This window comes from Sphingobium xanthum, from assembly GCF_019737615.1.
In the GTDB taxonomy this organism is placed as follows: domain Bacteria; phylum Pseudomonadota; class Alphaproteobacteria; order Sphingomonadales; family Sphingomonadaceae; genus Sphingobium; species Sphingobium xanthum.
This window is the reverse complement of the sequence record NZ_JAHKKS010000005.1, coordinates 44,631-61,994: the sequence shown is the minus strand read 5'-3', so window position 1 is coordinate 61,994 and position 17,364 is coordinate 44,631. Positions and strand designations below refer to the sequence as shown.

Annotated in this window: 18 protein-coding genes; 8 read left to right on the top strand and 10 right to left on the bottom strand. The window is 65.9% G+C overall.

The genetic code is table 11. The features are described from left to right. Window positions 1–12 precede the first annotated feature (12 nt). The gene (locus KM135_RS10145) at window positions 13–1,263 is read left to right on the top strand and encodes a hypothetical protein (protein WP_221713894.1); all 1,251 of its coding nucleotides are present in this window, start codon (window positions 13–15) and stop codon (window positions 1,261–1,263) included. 201 nt (window positions 1,264–1,464) lie between these two features. Here KM135_RS10145 and KM135_RS10140 read toward each other — a convergent pair whose 3' ends face one another. From KM135_RS10140 to KM135_RS10130, 3 genes are all read right to left on the bottom strand, one after another. Continuing rightward, complete coding sequence (locus KM135_RS10140; RefSeq protein WP_221713893.1) at window positions 1,465–2,028, bottom strand: outer membrane beta-barrel protein; 564 nt, start codon at window positions 2,026–2,028, stop codon at window positions 1,465–1,467. 243 nt (window positions 2,029–2,271) lie between these two features. Then, window positions 2,272–2,724: a peptidylprolyl isomerase gene (locus KM135_RS10135; RefSeq protein WP_221713892.1), complete on the bottom strand. Its 453-nt coding sequence runs from the start codon at window positions 2,722–2,724 to the stop codon at window positions 2,272–2,274. 112 nt (window positions 2,725–2,836) lie between these two features. Beyond that, window positions 2,837–4,294 carry a DUF2142 domain-containing protein gene (locus tag KM135_RS10130; protein WP_246605912.1) on the bottom strand — a complete coding sequence of 486 codons (1,458 nt, stop codon included), beginning with the start codon at window positions 4,292–4,294 and terminating at the stop codon, window positions 2,837–2,839. A gap of 165 nt (window positions 4,295–4,459) precedes the next feature. Here KM135_RS10130 and mgtE point away from each other — a divergent pair, with 165 nt between their 5' ends. The 4 genes from mgtE to KM135_RS10110 all read left to right on the top strand — a co-directional run bounded on the left by mgtE (window position 4,460) and on the right by KM135_RS10110 (window position 7,970). Then, window positions 4,460–5,911, top strand: coding sequence for a magnesium transporter (gene mgtE, locus KM135_RS10125; RefSeq protein WP_221713891.1), 1,452 nt, complete (start codon window positions 4,460–4,462; stop codon window positions 5,909–5,911). Beyond that, window positions 5,904–6,317 carry a DoxX family protein gene (locus tag KM135_RS10120; RefSeq protein ID WP_343228172.1) on the top strand — a complete coding sequence of 138 codons (414 nt, stop codon included), beginning with the start codon at window positions 5,904–5,906 and terminating at the stop codon, window positions 6,315–6,317. The genes mgtE and KM135_RS10120 overlap by 8 nt, the downstream gene beginning before the upstream one ends. Before the next feature lie 40 nt (window positions 6,318–6,357). Next, window positions 6,358–6,756, top strand: coding sequence for a DUF1489 family protein (locus KM135_RS10115; protein ID WP_221713890.1), 399 nt, complete (start codon window positions 6,358–6,360; stop codon window positions 6,754–6,756). Between the two features lie 104 nt (window positions 6,757–6,860). After that, window positions 6,861–7,970, top strand: coding sequence for an acyltransferase family protein (locus tag KM135_RS10110; RefSeq protein ID WP_221713889.1), 1,110 nt, complete (start codon window positions 6,861–6,863; stop codon window positions 7,968–7,970). A 5-nt stretch (window positions 7,971–7,975) separates the two neighbouring features. On the opposite strand, the gene queA is transcribed toward KM135_RS10110, so the two are convergent. Then, window positions 7,976–9,007, bottom strand: a complete 1,032-nt coding sequence (gene queA / locus KM135_RS10105; RefSeq protein WP_221713888.1) for a tRNA preQ1(34) S-adenosylmethionine ribosyltransferase-isomerase QueA — start codon at window positions 9,005–9,007, stop codon at window positions 7,976–7,978. A gap of 79 nt (window positions 9,008–9,086) precedes the next feature. Between queA and KM135_RS10100 the strand changes: the two genes are divergently transcribed. Then, on the top strand, window positions 9,087–10,415 hold the full coding sequence (locus KM135_RS10100; RefSeq protein WP_221713887.1) for a M20/M25/M40 family metallo-hydrolase: 1,329 nt from the start codon (window positions 9,087–9,089) through the stop codon (window positions 10,413–10,415). 9 nt (window positions 10,416–10,424) lie between these two features. On the opposite strand, the gene KM135_RS10095 is transcribed toward KM135_RS10100, so the two are convergent. Genes KM135_RS10095 through KM135_RS10080 form a run of 4 tightly spaced genes read right to left on the bottom strand, consistent with a single transcriptional unit; the run spans window position 10,425 to window position 12,854 of the window. Next, a complete protein-coding gene (locus tag KM135_RS10095; RefSeq protein ID WP_425517032.1) occupies window positions 10,425–11,138 on the bottom strand; it encodes a peptidylprolyl isomerase in 714 nt (237 codons plus the stop codon). A 54-nt stretch (window positions 11,139–11,192) separates the two neighbouring features. After that, window positions 11,193–11,693 (bottom strand): pantetheine-phosphate adenylyltransferase, encoded by a 501-nt coding sequence (gene coaD / locus KM135_RS10090; protein ID WP_221713886.1) that lies wholly within the window; start codon window positions 11,691–11,693, stop codon window positions 11,193–11,195. 8 nt (window positions 11,694–11,701) lie between these two features. Beyond that, a complete protein-coding gene (locus tag KM135_RS10085) occupies window positions 11,702–12,604 on the bottom strand; it encodes a polyprenyl synthetase family protein (RefSeq protein WP_221713885.1) in 903 nt (300 codons plus the stop codon). Between the two features lie 7 nt (window positions 12,605–12,611). Continuing rightward, a complete protein-coding gene (locus tag KM135_RS10080) occupies window positions 12,612–12,854 on the bottom strand; it encodes an exodeoxyribonuclease VII small subunit (RefSeq protein WP_221713884.1) in 243 nt (80 codons plus the stop codon). Between the two features lie 124 nt (window positions 12,855–12,978). Between KM135_RS10080 and KM135_RS10075 the strand changes: the two genes are divergently transcribed. Then, a complete protein-coding gene (locus tag KM135_RS10075) occupies window positions 12,979–13,365 on the top strand; it encodes a hypothetical protein (protein WP_221713883.1) in 387 nt (128 codons plus the stop codon). 73 nt (window positions 13,366–13,438) lie between these two features. Here the strand turns inward: KM135_RS10075 and KM135_RS10070 are convergent, their stop codons facing one another. Further along, entirely contained in the window at window positions 13,439–13,948 is a 510-nt protein-coding gene (locus KM135_RS10070) for a nuclear transport factor 2 family protein (RefSeq protein WP_221713882.1), read from the bottom strand. Between the two features lie 214 nt (window positions 13,949–14,162). Here KM135_RS10070 and purL point away from each other — a divergent pair, with 214 nt between their 5' ends. Next, the gene (gene purL, locus KM135_RS10065; RefSeq protein ID WP_221713881.1) at window positions 14,163–16,406 is read left to right on the top strand and encodes a phosphoribosylformylglycinamidine synthase subunit PurL; all 2,244 of its coding nucleotides are present in this window, start codon (window positions 14,163–14,165) and stop codon (window positions 16,404–16,406) included. 13 nt (window positions 16,407–16,419) lie between these two features. Here the strand turns inward: purL and KM135_RS10060 are convergent, their stop codons facing one another. Beyond that, the gene (locus KM135_RS10060; protein WP_221713880.1) at window positions 16,420–17,280 is read right to left on the bottom strand and encodes a carbonic anhydrase; all 861 of its coding nucleotides are present in this window, start codon (window positions 17,278–17,280) and stop codon (window positions 16,420–16,422) included. Window positions 17,281–17,364 lie beyond the last annotated feature (84 nt).

Sequence of the window (17,364 nt, the reverse complement as noted above, 5' to 3'; positions counted from 1 at the left end):
GGAGAGAGCTACATGACCGGTCCTTTTGTTCGCCGTTTCGCGCGGCCCGTTTCCGTTCTTGCACTCGTCGCGCTGGCCGCGCCGGCATCGACGCAGCAGCAGCAGCAGGTATTGCCGCCGATCGCGCGCTACACGATCGATGCCGGCACCATGTCCGGCATGGCCGGGATGGCGGGCGGCGGCATGAGTGCGGCGATGGCGATGACGGGCGGCGGTGGCGGCGCCAATCATGAGATGATCCTGCGCATCGGATCGACGCGCGAGCCGACTGGCGCGCCGAAGGCCGAGCATTTCATGCCGGCTGGCGCGCGGCTCGGCAAATCGGTGGAACTGACCTACACGCCGGGCAAGGGCGCGCCGGACACACCGCAGCAAGGCGAACTCCCCAAGGGGCGACTGCTCATCTATTGGGGCTGTGGCGCCAATGCGCCCAAGGGTCAGCCGATCGTGATCGACTTCGCCAAGGTGGCGAAGGGGCAGATCCCGCCGGGCCTTTATCAGCAGCCGATCAGCCTGCCGGGCGACTGGGACATCAAGCCGACCAACAGCAAGACCTATGCGGACTGGCCCAATTCGAAGGACCGGAAGAGCGTGAGCCCGGGCAGCTCGCTGATCGGCGCGCACAAGATCACCAGCAGCTATGCGCCGGAGATCAATTTCAATCTCAACCAGGACTTCATGCCTCCACTGAGCGCGCGTTCGGCAGAGCAGGCGGGCGGATCGATCATGCTCAACTGGAACCGGCTGCCGAGCGCGACCGGCTATTATGCCTGGGCGTTCTCGGCCAAGGACATGGGCGGGCGTGGTCAGCCGACCGAAATGGTCTGGTGGGCCTCTTCGGCGACGCAGGCCTTTGGCGGGCCGCTGTGGGACTGGCTCTCGCCGGCCGCGGTGCAGAAGCTGATCGGCGCCAAGACGGTTATGCCGCCCACGCAGACAAGCTGCCAAATCCCGGCCGAGGTCAAGAAGGCCGGCGGCGAGATCATGATGGGCAGCCTTTATGCTTATGGCCCCGAGCAGCATTTCGCCAATCCGCCGCGCCCGGCCGATCCCAAGATCGCCTGGAAGCCCGACTGGACGACGCGCGTGCGCTTCCGCTCCAACACCATGTTCATGATCGGCGGGCCGGACATGGGCGATATGAGCAGCATGAGCGAGGATGACGAGGAAAGCGCGGGGCAGTCGGGGCAGCATGGCGGGAAGAAGCCCAAGTGCCGGGGCCTGGGCGGTATGGTCGCGCGGGCGCAGGGGCTTTGCGAGTGAGAATTATCCAAAGCCCCTCCCCTTCAGGGGAGGGGTTGGGGTGGGGTTGAACCTTGCAGGATGATCGCTACGCGAGCGATGCTGCGCATCGCCCCCACCCCCTTCCCCTCCCCTGAAGGGGAGGGGCTAATAAGAGACATGAAAACGGCCGGAGCGGTGTCGCCCCGGCCGTCCTGACTGGTCCCGTGAGGAAGATCGGGATCAGAACTTTGCGACGATACCCGCCATCGGGCGGAAGCTGTGGAAGTCGCCGCGCGTATCGACCTGGGCGCGCAGGCGGATATTGCTCTTGTCGGACGAGCCGCCGAGATCCGCCAGCGAGACTTCGGTGCCGAAGCCATAAGTCGTGCCGTCATAGTGACGATTGGTCGAGACGGCGGGGCGGGCAGAATCGGCGAACTGCGTCCACTGATAGCCGACCTTGGCGAAGAACAGGCTGTCCTTGCCGGCCTTCACGCCAAAGCGGCCAGCGGCGCCATATTCCCAGTCGATATCCTTATCGACGCCCTTGGCAACGCTGCCCTCCGCACCGACGAAGAACTTGCCGAAGTCGTAGTTCGCGCCGGCAACACCCTCGACGACCCAGCCGCGATAGCCGCTCGGCGGGCTGCCGTTATACTGGTCGTTGTCGAAATCGTGGAGACCGCCCATCACGCCGACATAGGGCTCGAGCCCGCTGGAGGATCCGCCGTCCTGGGCCAGGGCGGGCGCGGAAACGCCGGCAGTAAGCGCAAGGGCGAGAGCGGTGAGGCTATAGGATTTCATGACACTGAACCTTATTGTTGAGACAATCACGGGCTGAACCCGGCAATGTGAAAGACGGTGTCGATCACGTGTCCAAAAATGCGTTCGGCGCCTGAACCGTTCCCGAATAAATTGTGGCGGAAAAATGGAAAGACCCTGCTGTGTCATTTCGATGACACGACAGGGTCATTAACAGAGCGTTCAGTTTTACTTTAGCGAAACTTCATTTGTTGATGAGGTTCCGTCATACGGCTGATTAAATGCTCAGCTCACCGTCGCCTTGAGGATCTTGCCGGGCTTCGCGGGCGGCTCGCCCTTGGGCAGCGCATCGACATGTTCCATGCCCGAGGTGACCACGCCCCATGCGGTGTACTGGCGATCGAGGAAGGTCGCATCGTCGAAGCAGATGAAGAACTGGCTGTTCGCGCTGTCCGGACGCTGGCTGCGCGCCATCGAGCAGACGCCGCGCACATGCGGCTCGTCGTTGAACTCGGCCTCGAGGTCCGGAAGCTCAGAGCCGCCCATGCCGGTGCCGGTCGGATCGCCGCCCTGCGCCATGAAGCCGGGGATCACGCGGTGGAACACCACGCCATCATAGAAACCCTGCCTGGCGAGCGTGGCGATGCGCTCGACATGGCCGGGCGCCAGATCGGGACGGAGCTGAATCACGACGTCGCCGCCGCTGTCGAGCGTGAAGGTAAGGGTCTCGTCGGCCATAGTCGGCACCTTTCCTGAAATATCGGGGTGCGGGCGACCTAGGGATTGCGGGGCGGGGCGTCAATGGTGGGCGAGGCGATATGGCCGGGGATTGCCCGCGCTCCTGCTGCCCTCACCAGCGCGGCGAAGGCAGGAAGAGCGCGCGAATGAGGCTGCTGTGCGGCGGCATGCCGTCGACGGAGGTGAAGCCGTGGATCCAGAAGCTGTCGAGCGCGGTCACGAGGCCGATGGCGAGCAGCAGCAGGGCGCTCCACTTGAACATCTTCTCGGCATGCGGGACGGCGCCGGCCGGCATGAGCGCGAGCAGGACCAGCGGCAAGGCCGGCAGGAAATAGCGGCCCTGCACGCCCTGGATATAGTCGGCCCCATAAGGCGTGCCGATGAGATAGCAGGCAGTTTCGACCAGCACGGCGCAGCCTGCCGCCACGGCCAGCCACCAGAGGCGCTGGAGCAAGCCGAAGCGCGCGTCCGCTCCGGACAGGATCGCCGCACCGAGCATCAGGGCGGCAAGCGGATAGGCAAGCAGCGGAAGCAGGATCGTGTTCCAGCCGAAGCGGCCGACGATTTGCAGCGCATAGACGGGACCGCGCTCGATCATGCTCGAGATGAGGATGCGGGTATAGCCGACCGGATCGCCCAGGATGACGCCGAGCTGATCGGCCAGCGGCGCGGTCATCACCGACTCGCCGGTCTTGCGCGAGGTGATGGAGTAGAGCGCCTGCGTGCCGCCATTGGCCTTCATCCAGAGGACGAAGGCGACCGTGCCGAGCGCCATCGCGCCGATCAGGATCCACGGACGGCGGTCGCGTCGATCGGTTGGCCAGCGCAGGCCCGCGGCCATCAGCGGCAGATAGACGCCCTTGGCGAGCGCGAGCAGCGGTGTCACGATCATGATCGCAGCGGTGCCGCCCCGCCGCGCGGTGCCCTGTCCGAAGCGCAAAGCGAGGGCGAGCGCGACGAAGCCGAGGCCGTTGATGATCGCGTCCGGCGAATTGGAGCCGATCTGATGCGAGAAGGTGGGCAGCGCGGCGATGGCGAGCAGGGCGATCCGTCCGAACGGCATCAGGCGCATCGCGAGCGCCAGCAGGAGCAGCGAGAGCGAGAGATTGACCAGACGGCCAAGGTAGAAGCCGCCAAGGCGCGGCAGGCCGGACCATTCGCCGAGCGCAATGCCGAGCGCCTGCGGGGCGTACATCGTGGGCGCATAATTGGCGATGTTCGGAAAGAGGCCGAAGCCCGTGCCGGGCCGGCCGGTGTCGGCACGCCAGGAGGGGCCGAGCATGGCGGGATCGAAGCGCTTGGGCACGCCCGGCTCCTCTGCCGGGAAATCGCGGTCATAAAGGTCGAGTGCGTCGCGCGGCAGCTCCGCGCCGACATCGCGCCCGCGCTGCTCGGCCAGCACATGGCCGCGCGCGAGGTGCAGCGCCTTCATGTAATGCTGGTTCTCGTCGGGCGACTGGAAAGGCGGCGTGATGACCGCGAACAGCAGGGTCGCGATGCAGATCGCAAGGAACACCAGCCGCTCCGTCGCTGTTGATCGATCCTTCGCCCGGCTGTTCCGCATCGTCATGTCGCTCCCTTTGGCATGCGCCGCGATCCGGCGCATAGCGGGCAAGCTTTAAGGCTTCGTGCCGGGCTTGTCCGCAAAGCATCATCGCGTCCTTGCCTTTGCATTTCGCATGCGCAAAAGGGGAAGCATGACGATGATCGGCGATGATGGGAATGGAGACCAGCGATGGCTGAACGCATTCCCCCGTCCGATCTCGAACAGCACGACCCGGTAAACGCCGAGCGCGCGCTCGCGCCGGAAGCTCCGGCGCCCGAAACCAATCTCGACGAGGATGATAGGCTGAAGCCCGGCTTCGTCACGGCCGTGCTTGACGCGGTCGAGGCGGGCGACGACGATGGCGCGCGCGCACTGGTCGAGCCGCTCCATCCCGCCGACATCGCCGACCTTCTGGAGCTGACGCCGGACGAGCGCCGCGCCGAAGTCGCCGAGGCGCTTGGCGATCTGGTCGGCGCCGAGGTGCTGTCCGAGCTCAACGATTATGTGCGCGACACGGTCGTCGAGGCGCTGGAGCCCGAGCAGCTCGCCGAGCTGGCCGCCGAGCTCGACACAGACGATGCCGTCGCGATCATCGAGGATCTCGACGAGGAGGACCAGCAGGCCGTCCTCGACGCGATGGAACCGGAAGATCGCGCCGCGATCGAGACCGCGCTGTCCTATGGCGAGGAGACCGCCGGCCGCCTGATGCAGCGCGATCTGGTCGCCGTGCCAGAGCATTGGACGGTCGGCCAGACGATCGACTATCTGCGCGACACGGGCGATCTTACGTCCGATTTCTGGGAAATCTTCGTTGTCGACGCGACGCACAAGCCGATCGGCACCTGCCAGCTCAGCTGGGTGCTGCGCTGCCCGCGCGATATCGCAATGACCGATGTCATGAAGCGCGAGCAGACCCTGATCCCGGTCGATATGGACCAGGAAGAAGTGGCGCTGCGCTTCCAGAAATATGCGTTGATCTCGGCCGCCGTGGTCGATCCCGGCGGGCGGCTGGTCGGCATGATCACCGTCGACGACATCGTCCACATCATCCAGGAAGAGGCGGGCGAGGATATATTGCGCCTGTCCGGTGCCGGCGACGGCGACATCAACGAGCCGGTGCTCGACAGCTACAAGACGCGCGTGCGCTGGCTGCTCTCGAACCTGCTGACGGCTTTGCTCGCCTCCACGGTGATCGCGATCTTCGAAGGGACGATCGAGAAGATGGTCGCGCTGGCGACGCTCATGCCGATCGTCGCGGGCGTGGGTGGCAATGCCGGCAGCCAGACCATGGCGGTGACGGTGCGCGCGCTTGCGACCAACCAGATCACCGCTTCCAACACCTGGCGCACGATCCTGCGCGAGATCCGCGTGGCGCTGCTCAATGGCGCGACCGTGGCGCTCGTTCTCGGCATCGGCGTCGCTCTGGTCTTTCAGAATGCGCAACTCGGCGGCGTAATCGCGGCGGCGATGCTAACCAACATCTGCACGGCGGGCTTTGCGGGCGTTGCCGTGCCTCTGATGTTCGACCGGTTCAACATCGATCCGGCGGTTGCCTCTTCGGTGTTCGTGACGATGATTACGGACTCGATGGGCTTCTTCGCCTTCCTCGGTCTCGCGACCTTGGCGGGCATGGGTGGCTGAGCGCCAAACGCCGGCGCGGCGTATTGCGCGCTGGTTGCTCGCGCTGGCCTATCTCGCGGCCGGGATCGCTCATCTGCGCTCGCCCGCCGGCTTCATCGCGATCACGCCCGGCTGGGTTCCGTGGCCGGCACAGGTCGTCGCGCTCACCGGGCTGGCGGAGATTGCGGGGACGGCGGGCCTCATGATCCCAAGGCTGCGGCGGGCAGCGGGCATCGGCCTCGCGCTCTATGCGCTCTGCGTCTGGCCGGCGAACCTCAACCACGCGCTGAACGACATACCTCTGCGCGGCGTGCATCTGAGCTGGTGGTATCACGGGCCGCGTCTTGCCTTGCAGCCGGTCATCATCTGGTGGGCGTTCTGGGCAAGTGGCGTGACGGACTGGCCATTTCGGCGACGGCGCTCCTGACGCATTTGCTGTCGGCCTCTTCAACGCCTACATGCCCGCCATGCCGCTCCACATGACCAAGATCGCGTTCCAGTCGGAAAGCCCGGAGACGCTCCGCGCCTGGCTGGAGAGCCATGCCGGTGACGGCGAGGCGCGGCTGACCACGCGCTATCTGCCCAAGCGGCACGAGGAGATGGTCGGCGGCTCGCTCTACTGGATTTTCGCGGGCCAGCTGATCGGCCGCAGCCCGATCCTCGGTTTCGCCGAGCGGCCGGACGGCAAGCACTGGATCCGCCTCGCGCCGACGCTCATCGCCGTGATCCCGCGCCCGAAGCGCGCGCATCAGGGATGGCGCTATCTGGCTGAAGCGGACGCACCGGCGGATTTGGGCGGCGACGGGCAGGGCGACATTCTGCCGGGCGCGATGGCGTCGGAACTGGGCAAGCTCGGCCTGCTGTAGCTCGCAGCGGACCGTCCCGTCTTCGGACATCGGCGATGCCAGAGGCGTTGCGCGTCGATTGACCCCGCCACTGCCGCTCCGTTATTTCCGGGGCAGGGGGTTCCTTGCGGGCAGACAGTAAAGGAAAGGCGCCGGAGACCGGCCAGACGCGCCCGCGGCTTGCGGAACTGGACGGCCTGCGCGCGGTTGCGATGCTGGCCGTGCTGCTCTTCCATTATCTCCAGCGCTATCCCGCGGACTATCCCTATGGCGACGGTCTGCTCCTCGTGGCGCAGCATGGCTGGCTCGGGGTCTATCTGTTCTTCATCATCTCGGGCTTCGTGATCGCGCTCACGCTCAACTATTCCCGCTCGCCCTTCGAGTTCGCGGTGCGGCGGATCGCCCGCCTGTTGCCGGCGATGCTGCTCTGCGCAACGCTGACCTTTCTCGTCCTGTGGTGGATCGACACGCCGTTCACGCGGACCTATCGCACCGGCCTTGCGTCCTTCCTGCCGTCGCTCAGCTTCACCGATCCGTGGCTCTGGCAATGGCTTGTGCCGGGCGTGGCCTATATCGACGGGGCCTATTGGTCGCTGTTCGTCGAGATACGCTTTTATTTCTGGGCCGGCCTGATCTTCTTCCTGTTCGGGCGGGAACGCTTTCTGCGAATTTTCCTGACCGGCGCGCTGATCGCCATCGCGCTCTATCCCGCGTTCGACAATGGCCCGCTGCATATGCCGGCGCTGTTGCTGTTCTTCCCCGATCATCTGCCGTTCTTCTGCATCGGCATGATCGTTCATGCACTGTGGAGCGGCTATCGCGAGGCCGACGCGATTCCCGCGACCATATTATTCGCGGGCCTGTCGATCTGGTCGGTCGCGTCGCATGGCATCGTTCCAGCCGCGCTCGTCGCCCTGATGATCGCCGGGTTCATGGCGCTGGTCTGGCGGCCGCACTGGCTCGCGCCGCTGGCGCATCCGGCGGTGACGCTGATCGGCGCTTGCAGCTATTCGCTATATCTCCTGCACCAGAATATCGGGGTCGCGCTGATTAGCCTGCTGCCGCGTGCGCAGCCGACCGGCTTTTATGTCATGGCGTTGATCCTGATCACGCTGTTGATGGCGGCGCTGGCGTTCCTGGTCTTCCGGGTGGTCGAGCAACCGGCGCAGGCCATTGCGCGACGCTGGCTCGCGCGGGGGCGATCAGTGGAGGTGAGACCGGTCGCGATCGTTTAGGAATATCAGCGTTCCGGCAGGAGCAGCGAAGAATCCCCATAGCTGTAAAACCGATAGCCCCCGGCAATCGCGTGCGCATAGGCGGCCTGCATGCGCTCGGTGCCCATCAAGGCACTGACGAGCATGAAGAGCGTCGAGCGGGGCAGGTGGAAGTTGGTCATGAGGCCATCGACCGCACGGAAGCGATAGCCGGGCGTGATGAAGATGCGCGTCTCGTCGGCGAAAGGCCGGATGATGCCGTCTTCGCCGGTCGCGCTTTCGAGCAGGCGCAGGCTGGTCGTGCCGACCGCGATGAGACGACCGCCGGCGGCGCGAATGGTGTTCAGGCGATCTGCGGTTTCCGGCTCGATACGGCCCCATTCGGCATGCATGCGATGGTCCAGCGTGTCGTCCGCCTTGACCGGCAGGAAGGTGCCCGCGCCGACATGCAGGGTGAGCAGGGCGTGCCGAATGCCGGCCTGTTCCAGCGCGGCGAGCAGATCGGGCGTGAAGTGCAGCGCGGCGGTCGGCGCGGCAACGGCGCCCGGCTCGTCGGCGAACATCGTCTGATAGTCGTCGTGGTCGCGCGCGTCGGTCTCGCGCTTGCTGGCGATATAGGGGGGCAGGGGCATGCGGCCCGCGCGCTCAAGCAGCAGCTCCAGCGGCTCCTCTCCGAGGAAGGAGAGCGTCATGCCGCCATCCTCGTACCGCTCGCCGGCGCGGGCCTGCACGTCTGCGGCGAAGTCGATCAGATCGCCGGGGCGCACGCGCTTGGCATTGCGGACGAACACTTGCCAGTCGCGCGGGCCGAGGCGCTTGTGCAGCGTGACGCCGATCTTTGCTTCGCCGCGCCGCCCCTCGAGCTGGGCGGGAATGACGCGGGTGTCGTTGAAGACGAGGCAGTCGCCGGCGCGCAGCAGTCCGGGGAGATCTCGCACTTTGAGGTCGCGCATGCCACTGCCATCGACCACGAGCATGCGGGCGGCATCGCGCGGGCTGGCCGGTCGAAGGGCGATCCGCTCGGGCGGCAGATCGAAATCGAAGAGGTCCACGCGCATCGGGAGGGGGCTTTACCGAGGGTGGGGTCGCGCCTCAATCCCATTTGGCATCTCATGCTGCGCTTGCTAACAGATCGGCATGACCATGCTGCTTCGCGCGCTTGCGCTCTCCGCCCTGATTCCCGCCACCGCCGCGATCGGCCAGACCGATACGACAGCCTGGCAGATCGTCTCGGGCCTGACGACCGAGATCGGGCCGCGGCTCGCGGGTTCCGAGGCCGAGGCGCGCGCCCGCGAATGGGCGCGGGCGAAGCTGAAGGCGCTCGGCTTCGCCAATATCGCGATCGAGCCGTTCACGATCCGCGGCTATGTGCGCGGCGAGGACCGGGCGCGCCTGACCGCGCCCTATCCGCAGCCGCTCGCGGTGAGCGCGCTCGGCTATAGCGGGGCAACGCCGGCGCAGGGCATCGAGGGCGAACTGGTCTATTTCGCGACCTTCGCCGCGTTGCAGGCGGCGCCGGCAGGATCGCTGGTGGGCAAGATCGCCTTCATCGACCATGCGATGAAAGCCAATCAGGACGGCAGCGGTTACGGCCCTTATGGCGCGGCGCGGCGGCAGGGGCCGGCGCTGGCGGCGCAGAAGGGTGCGATCGGCATCGTGATCCGCTCGATCGGCACGGACGGGCACCGCAATCCGCACACCGGCGCCACCAGCTGGCCGGCGACCGTCACGCCGATTCCGGCTGGTGCGGTCTCCAATCCCGATGCCGACCAGATCGCCCGCATTGCTGCGCAGGGCAAACCCATGCGGCTGGCGTTGACGCTGACCGGCGAGACGAAGGACAATCTGCCCTCGGGCAATGTCGTGGCCGAACTGGTCGGCCGCGATCCCGCGCTGCCGCCGATCCTCGTGGCCTGCCATCTCGACAGTTGGGATCTCGGCACCGGCGCGATCGACGATGCGGCGGGCTGCGCGATCGTCACCGATGCGGCGCTGCGCGTGCAGAAGAAGGGCAAGGCGCTGCGGTCCATCCGCGTGCTCTGGGCCGGCTCGGAGGAGATCGGCGTATTCGGCGGCGCAGCCTATGCTGCCAAGCACGCGGCCGAGCCGCATGCGCTGGCCATGGAAAGCGATTTCGGCGCGGGGCGTGTCTGGGCGACGCGGATCAAGCTCTCGGCAGCGAACAAGCCGCTGGGCGATCGCATTTCCGCGTCACTGGCCGAGATGGGCATCGTGACGCTGCCGGGGGTCGCAAATGGCGGCGCGGACGTTGGCGCGATCATCGCCGCGCAGAAGCTCGCGGTGGTCGATCTGGGGCAGGACGGCACGAAATATTTCGACCTGCATCACACGCCGGACGACACGCTCGACAAGGTCGATCCCGCCGAGCTGGAGCAGAATGTCGAGGCCTGGACGCGCGTGCTCGCGATCGTCGCGAACGAGCCGGGACCAATCAGCGGCGAGTAAGGTGCCCGGTCAGCCTGCGGGCTTGACGGGGACCGGCGCCGAAGCCTGCGCGTCGCCCTCAATCGTCGCGCGGACGATCTTGGCGGGCGCTGCCGGCGGCTCGCCCTTGGGGATGGCGTCCACGCCGGCCATGCCGTCGATCACGCGGCCGAACACGGTATATTTGTTGTCAAGTTGCATGCGCGGCATCAGCATGATGAAGAACTGGCTGTTGGCGCTGTCCTCGCCCTCGGCGCGCGCCATTGAGACGGTGCCGCGCATGTGCGGGAGCCAGTTGAACTCCTGCTTGAGATCGGGAAGCTCCGAGCCGCCAGTGCCGTCGCCCTTGGGGTCGCCGCTCTGCGCCATGAAGCCGTCGATCACGCGGTGGAAGACGACACCGTTGTAGAATCCCTGACGGGTCAGCGCCTTGACCCGCTCGACATGGCCGGGCGCGACGTCGGGACGCAGCAGGATGCGCACGCGGCCGCCATCAGACAGGTCGAGCACCCAGACATTGTCCGGCGTCACGGGGATAGTCGCGACGAGCGGCTTCACTTCGGTCTTGTCCGCCTCAGCGCGGAGCGCGTCGGCTTCCTTCTTGGCGCGGGCGGCCATTTCGGCTTCCTTGAACACGTCTTCGGCCTGGCGCTGCGCCAGCGCCGGCGCGATGCTGCCGATCAGCAGCGCCGCAGCCATGCCCTGGCCGATCAGTCGGGAAACACGCATCGTCTTCTTCCTCATCATCATTCGCACTTGCCGGTGGCTGGCTGAACCGGGGCTGACCCTTTCGGGCGCCTATACGCTTTTTGGGCCGATCCGCGCCAGCATATCCTCGCGCACCGTCGGCGACACGAACTTGCTGATGTCACCGCCCAGATAGGCGATCTCCTTGACGAGACGCGAAGCGATTACCTGCAGCGATACATGTGCCATCAGGAAAACGGTCTCGATCTCGGCGTCGAGATACTGGTTCATGCCGGCCATCTGATACTCATAGCCGAAATCGGCGCCGTCGCGCAGGCCCCGCAGGATGATCGACGCGCCGACCGAGCGGGCATATTCGATCAGCAGCGAATCAAAGGCCCGCACCTCGATCTGCGTGTCCGTGATGTCGGCGCATTCCCGCCGGACCATCGCCAGTCGCTCCTCGAGCGTGAACATGGGCGACTTGCTGGGATTGGTCGTGACGCCGATGACCAGCTTGTCGACCAGCTTCGCGCCGCGCCGGATGATGTCCATATGCCCGAGGGTGACCGGATCGAACGTGCCGGGATAAAGGCCGATGCGTTGCGTCATGGCTGTCCTCAGTGCTGCCGCCGGATGGCGAAGTCCGCAATGTCGCGCAGAAGATCGGCTTCACTGCCGAAATTGTGGAGATGGGCCTTGGCTTGCTCGACCAGCAACTCCGCCTGTTCGCGCGCCTTGTCGATGCCCATCAGCGAGACGAAGGTCGCCTTGCCCGCAGCGGCATCCTTGCCCACGGCCTTGCCGGTAATTTCCGCGTCGCCCTCGACGTCGAGCAGATCGTCGGCGATCTGGAAGGCGAGGCCGAGATCGTGTGCATAGCCGCGCAGCCCGACCCGCTTGTCCTCGGGTACGCGCGCCAGAATTGCGCCTGCCTCCGTGCAGAAGGCGATGAGCGCGCCGGTCTTGAGCTGCTGCATGCGCGTCACGGTCGGGAGATCGAACCGGGTGGTCTCGGCGGCGAGGTCCATCATCTGCCCCCCTGCCATGCCGGCCGGGCCGCTCGACACCGCCAGTGCCTTGACGAGATCGCACCGCGCGAAGGGATCGGGGTGCGTGCGCTCATCGACCAGGATCGAGAAAGCGAGATCGTGCAGGCAATCGCCGGCCAAGATCGCGGTCGCCTCGTCATAGGCCTTGTGGACGGTCGGCTTGCCGCGCCGCATGTCGTCATTGTCCATGGCGGGCAGATCGTCGTGGATCAGCGAATAGACATGGATGCACTCGACCGCGAGGCCGGTGCGGATCGCGCTTTCATAAGCCACATTGAAGAGGTCGCAGCTCGCCTTGACGATCAGCGGGCGCAAGCGCTTGCCGCCGCCGATCGCGGCGTGGCGCATCGCGGCATAGAGCCGCGCACGCTGGTCTTCCGGCAGCGGCAGAAGCTGATCGAACTGCCGGTCGATCGCCTCGGCCATCTCGGTCATGGCGGCGTCGAGCCGGGTCGGTGCGTCGATGCGCATCAGGGGGTCATTGGGCCGGATAAGGAGCCGTCTTGATGGCGCCGTCCGCACCAGTCATGATCTGCTCTATGCGGGCCTGGGCAGCGTCGAGCCGCTTCTGGCACTGCGCGCGCAGCCGGTCGCCTTCCTCATAAAGCGTGATTGACTGATCGAGCGGAACGTCGCCGCGCTCGAGTTGCTGCACGATTGCTTCCAGGCGCCGGAGCGCTTCCTCGAAGCTGAGCGTTTCGGTGTCGGCCGTTTCTGCCATGTCCCTGCATTGACCCGGCTCCCGCACAGGGTCAAGCGCCCTCTCGGGCTACCCCCTAAAAATGCCGTATTGTCATGGAAATGCTGTTGACCTGCCCCATGCGAGTCGCAATAGCGAGCGTGCTATGAAAATCCTCCCCAAAAGCATCTTCCCGACGCTCGCGCTTGGCGCGGCCGTCCTCGCCCTTGCCGCTTGCAACAGCGGGCCCGAGACCATGAACACCGGCACCGGTGATCCGGACGCCGCCAATCTGGCGAACGCCGCGCCGCCGCCGCCGCTGCCGATGATCAAGGCCAGCCACACCTATCGGTGCAAGGACAACAGCCTGATCTTCGTCGACTTCATGACCGACGACACGACGGCTCTGTTCCGTGCCGCCAAGGATGCACCGCCCGTGCCGCTGGCCGCGCCGGAAGCCGGCAAGCCCTACGCTTCCGCCGACGGCAAGACGACCATCGAAGGTCAGGGCGACGCGATCACGTACAACGGCACGGCCTGCAAGACCGGCTGACCTGGCCGCGCTCTTTCGATTTTCCTGAACATCGGGCCGGTCCAGCATTGGACCGGCCCTTTTCTTTGCGTCGTTATTTCTTGGGCGCGGGCGGCGGGACGAACAGCTCGGCGGCGTCCCAATGCTCGTCGGCTTTGCCGTCGACGAAGCGCCACATGTCGAACCAGCTGGTCGTGTAGGTCTTGCTCGGATCGGTCGGATGCGGGAGCGTGCGGCCCATGACCACCGCCACGAGATCGCCCTGCGCGAACACGGCGACGACGGGCGTCGTGAGCTTATCGCAGGTCGCAGTGCGCGGACGGCTGCCGAAGAATTGCTGGACGGGCTTGATGCCCGAGGCGGCATTGGGGTTATGCTGGATGTAGCGTTCGGTCAGCCAGTTTCCGGCATCGTCCCAGTGATTGCACTGGAGCAGCTCGCGCATGATGCGCAGCGCAGCCTGCTTGTTCTTGTGAAGCACCGGATCCTTGTCCGTGAACAAGGCCTCCGGATCGGCAACGCCAACGACCGGCTCGTGGAGCTGCGCCAGAGACGGCGCGGAAATACAGCACAGGGCCAGTGCGGCAAGTGAACGACGAAGCATGGTCTCTCTCCTTAGTAGACACTTGCAACTAACGGGATTCGTCCGCCACTGGCAAGGGGCTGCGCCGTCATGTCAGCCGTGACGTCATGGTTCGGTGGCGTGTTTTCATGCTGTGCGCTGCGGCGTGCGGTCGGCGCCGTGAAGCATCCAGAAAACTCGCCCGCAGGCGGTTCCGCCGGTTGTGTCCTTCTGCACGCGGCGATAAAGGCGGCCCATGTCGACCAACGCGCCCGCCATCACGCCCCAAATCGTCGCAGATCATGGCCTCACGGAGGAGGAATATGATCGCATCGTCCAGGCCATCGGCCGCGAGCCGAACCTGACCGAACTGGGCATCTTCTCGGTGATGTGGAGCGAGCATTGCTCCTACAAGTCGAGCCGCATCCATCTGCGCAAACTGCCCACGAAAGCCCCCTGGGTCATTCAGGGGCCGGGCGAGAATGCCGGCGTGATCGACATCGGTGACGGGCAGGCCGCCATCTTCAAGATGGAGAGCCACAACCACCCGAGCTATATCGAGCCCTATCAGGGCGCGGCGACGGGCGTCGGCGGCATCTTGCGCGACGTCTTCACCATGGGCGCGCGCCCGGTTGCCAACATGAATGCGCTGCGCTTCGGCCGGCCCGATCACCCCAAGATGAAGCATCTCATCAGCGGCGTGGTGCGCGGCATCGGCGGCTACGGCAATTGCGTGGGCGTGCCGACGGTCGGCGGCGAGACCAATTTCCACTCGGCCTATGACGGCAACATCCTCGTCAACGCCATGACCGTGGGCGTCGCCGAGACGGACAAGATCTTCTATTCGGCGGCTTCGGGCGTCGGCAATCCGATCGTCTATGTCGGCTCCAAGACCGGCCGCGACGGCATCCATGGCGCGACCATGGCATCGGCGGATTTCGGCGAGGATGCCGAAGCCAAGCGCCCGACCGTGCAGGTCGGCGACCCCTTCACCGAGAAGCTGCTGATCGAGGCGTGCCTGGAGCTGATGGCGTCCGACGCGATCGTCGCCATTCAGGACATGGGCGCGGCGGGACTCACGTCCTCGTCAATCGAGATGGCGAGCAAGGGCGGCGTCGGCATCCGTCTCGACATGGACAAGGTGCCGCAGCGCGAAACCGGCATGACCGCCTATGAGATGATGCTGTCGGAAAGCCAGGAGCGCATGCTCATGGTGCTCAAGCCCGGCCGCGAGGACTTTGCCGAGGCGATCTTCCGCAAATGGGAGCTGGACTTCGCGGTGATCGGCGAAGTGACCGAGGCCGGTCCGGACGGTGGGCGCCTGGTCCTCGTCCATCGTGGCGAGACGGTCTGCGATATTCCGCTCGGCCCCCTCGCCGACGACGCGCCGCTCTACGACCGCCCGCATGTGCCGACGCCTGCGCTCGCGCCGCTGGCCGAGTTTGCCGACAGTACGAATATTTCGATCGATCTGCTGACGCTGCTCGGATCGCCCGACCTCGCCAGCCGCCGCTGGATCTGGGAGCAATATGACCACATGGTCGGCGCCGACACCGTGCAGCGCCCGGGCGGCGACGCGGCCGTCGTGCGCGTACATGGCACGAAGAAGGGCCTTGCGATCAGCACGGACTGCACGCCGCGTTATTGCTTCGCGGACCCGGTCGAGGGCGGCAAGCAGGCGATCGCCGAATGCTGGCGCAACATTACCGCCGTCGGCGCGATGCCGCTCGCGACCACCGACTGCATGAACTTCGCCAATCCGCAGCGGCCCGAGATCATGGGGCAGTTCGTGGGCTGCATCGAGGGCATGGCCGCCGCCTGCACCGCGCTCGATTTCCCGATCGTCTCCGGCAATGTCAGCCTCTACAATGAATCCAAGGCGACGGGCGGCGGCAGTGCCATCCTGCCCACGCCGGCAATCGGCGGCGTCGGCCTGCTGCCGGATATCGACCGCATGGCGACGATCGCGTTCAAGAGCACGGGCGACATCATCCTGCTGATCGGCGAGCGATCGGGCGATCTCGGCCAGTCGCTCTGGCTGCGCGAAGTGCGCGGGCTGGAAGGCAAGGATGCCGGCCCGCCGCCGCGCGTCGATCTGGAGGCCGAGCGCCGCACGGGCGACTTCGTGCGCGAGGCGATCCGCTCCGGCGCGGTCACGGCCTGCCATGACGTGTCGGACGGCGGTGTCGCCGTCGCCGTTGCGGAGATGGCGCTGGCAAGCGGCATCGGCGCGATGCTGGATCAGCCGCTGGCCGGCGGCATCGCCCAGAGCTATTTTGCCGAGGATCAGGGGCTTTATGTGGTGACGGTGCGCGATGCCGCGCTGGTCGAGCTGCTCTCCAAGGCGGAAGCGCGCGGCGTGACGGCGGCGCGGCTGGGTCACACGATCGCGAACCGCCTGATCTTCGAGTTGCCCGAGAGCGATCACGCCATTCCGCTGGCCTCGCTGCGGGTGGCGCATGAAAGCTTCTTCCCCAAGCTCATGGACGCCGAGCTTTAGGGCAGCTGGCGCTTCATTGCGGCGCGATCACGAGCCGGTCGTTGAGCGGCTGGATCGGACGGGCATTGTTCCCCATGAGCGTCTTGAGCGCAGCGATCTGCCCGGGGCTGGCCTGGATCGGCTCCCGCGCCACATGCCAGTTCACCCCCTCCGAACAGGGCGGCGTCGTGAGCGATCCCATGAAGCGATAGACGTGCATGTCCTGCGGCAGCAGGGCGCGCGGATCGAAGGTGAAACCCTCGATCGTGTTGGGACCGGCGACGCGGCCCGGCGCGGCGACCACGATCTTCGCGAGTTCGATGTTCGTCTGGCCTTCCTCGAAGAAGACGCCGAGCACGGCCAGATGCCCCTCGGCATCCTTATGAACGAAATGCGCCTCGATCGGATAGGTCTTGCCGTTGACCATGTTCTCGGACGGTGTGTGGAAATGCACTTGTACCAGTCCATAGCGACGGCCGCTGCTCACCAGCGAGGAGCCGCCCGCGAAATTGATCTGGACGGTGTGGCCATTGTTGAGGATCGCCAGCGGACCGCGCTGATAGTCGGTCGTCACCGGGACGTCCGCGACGACATTGGAAAAGCTGAGGTCGATGGGCGACTGGCTGCGGCCGCTCGAGCAAAGCTGGAATTCGGGAGAGAGATGGCCCCAATGGACCGGGCCATCGACACCGTCATAGCCCCAATGCGCGTCCGCATGCGCAGTGGGCGAGGGCTTCGCTGTGGACGTTGCGGCCGGAGCGGATGGACGAACCGCATGGCTCGTGTTGGCGGCTTCTTGCCCGTGCGGCTTTGCGGCCGCGAGCAACGCGGACGATGCTGCGCCAGTGACGAGCGCCAGTGAGAAACCAGTCAATCCTTTGCGATAGCCGATCATGATCCCTGCCTTGCGAAGCCCTTTCGCGGGATCATAGGCGGTCGTGGTTAAGATTCGGCCAAAAGCAGGACGGGATCAGCCTCG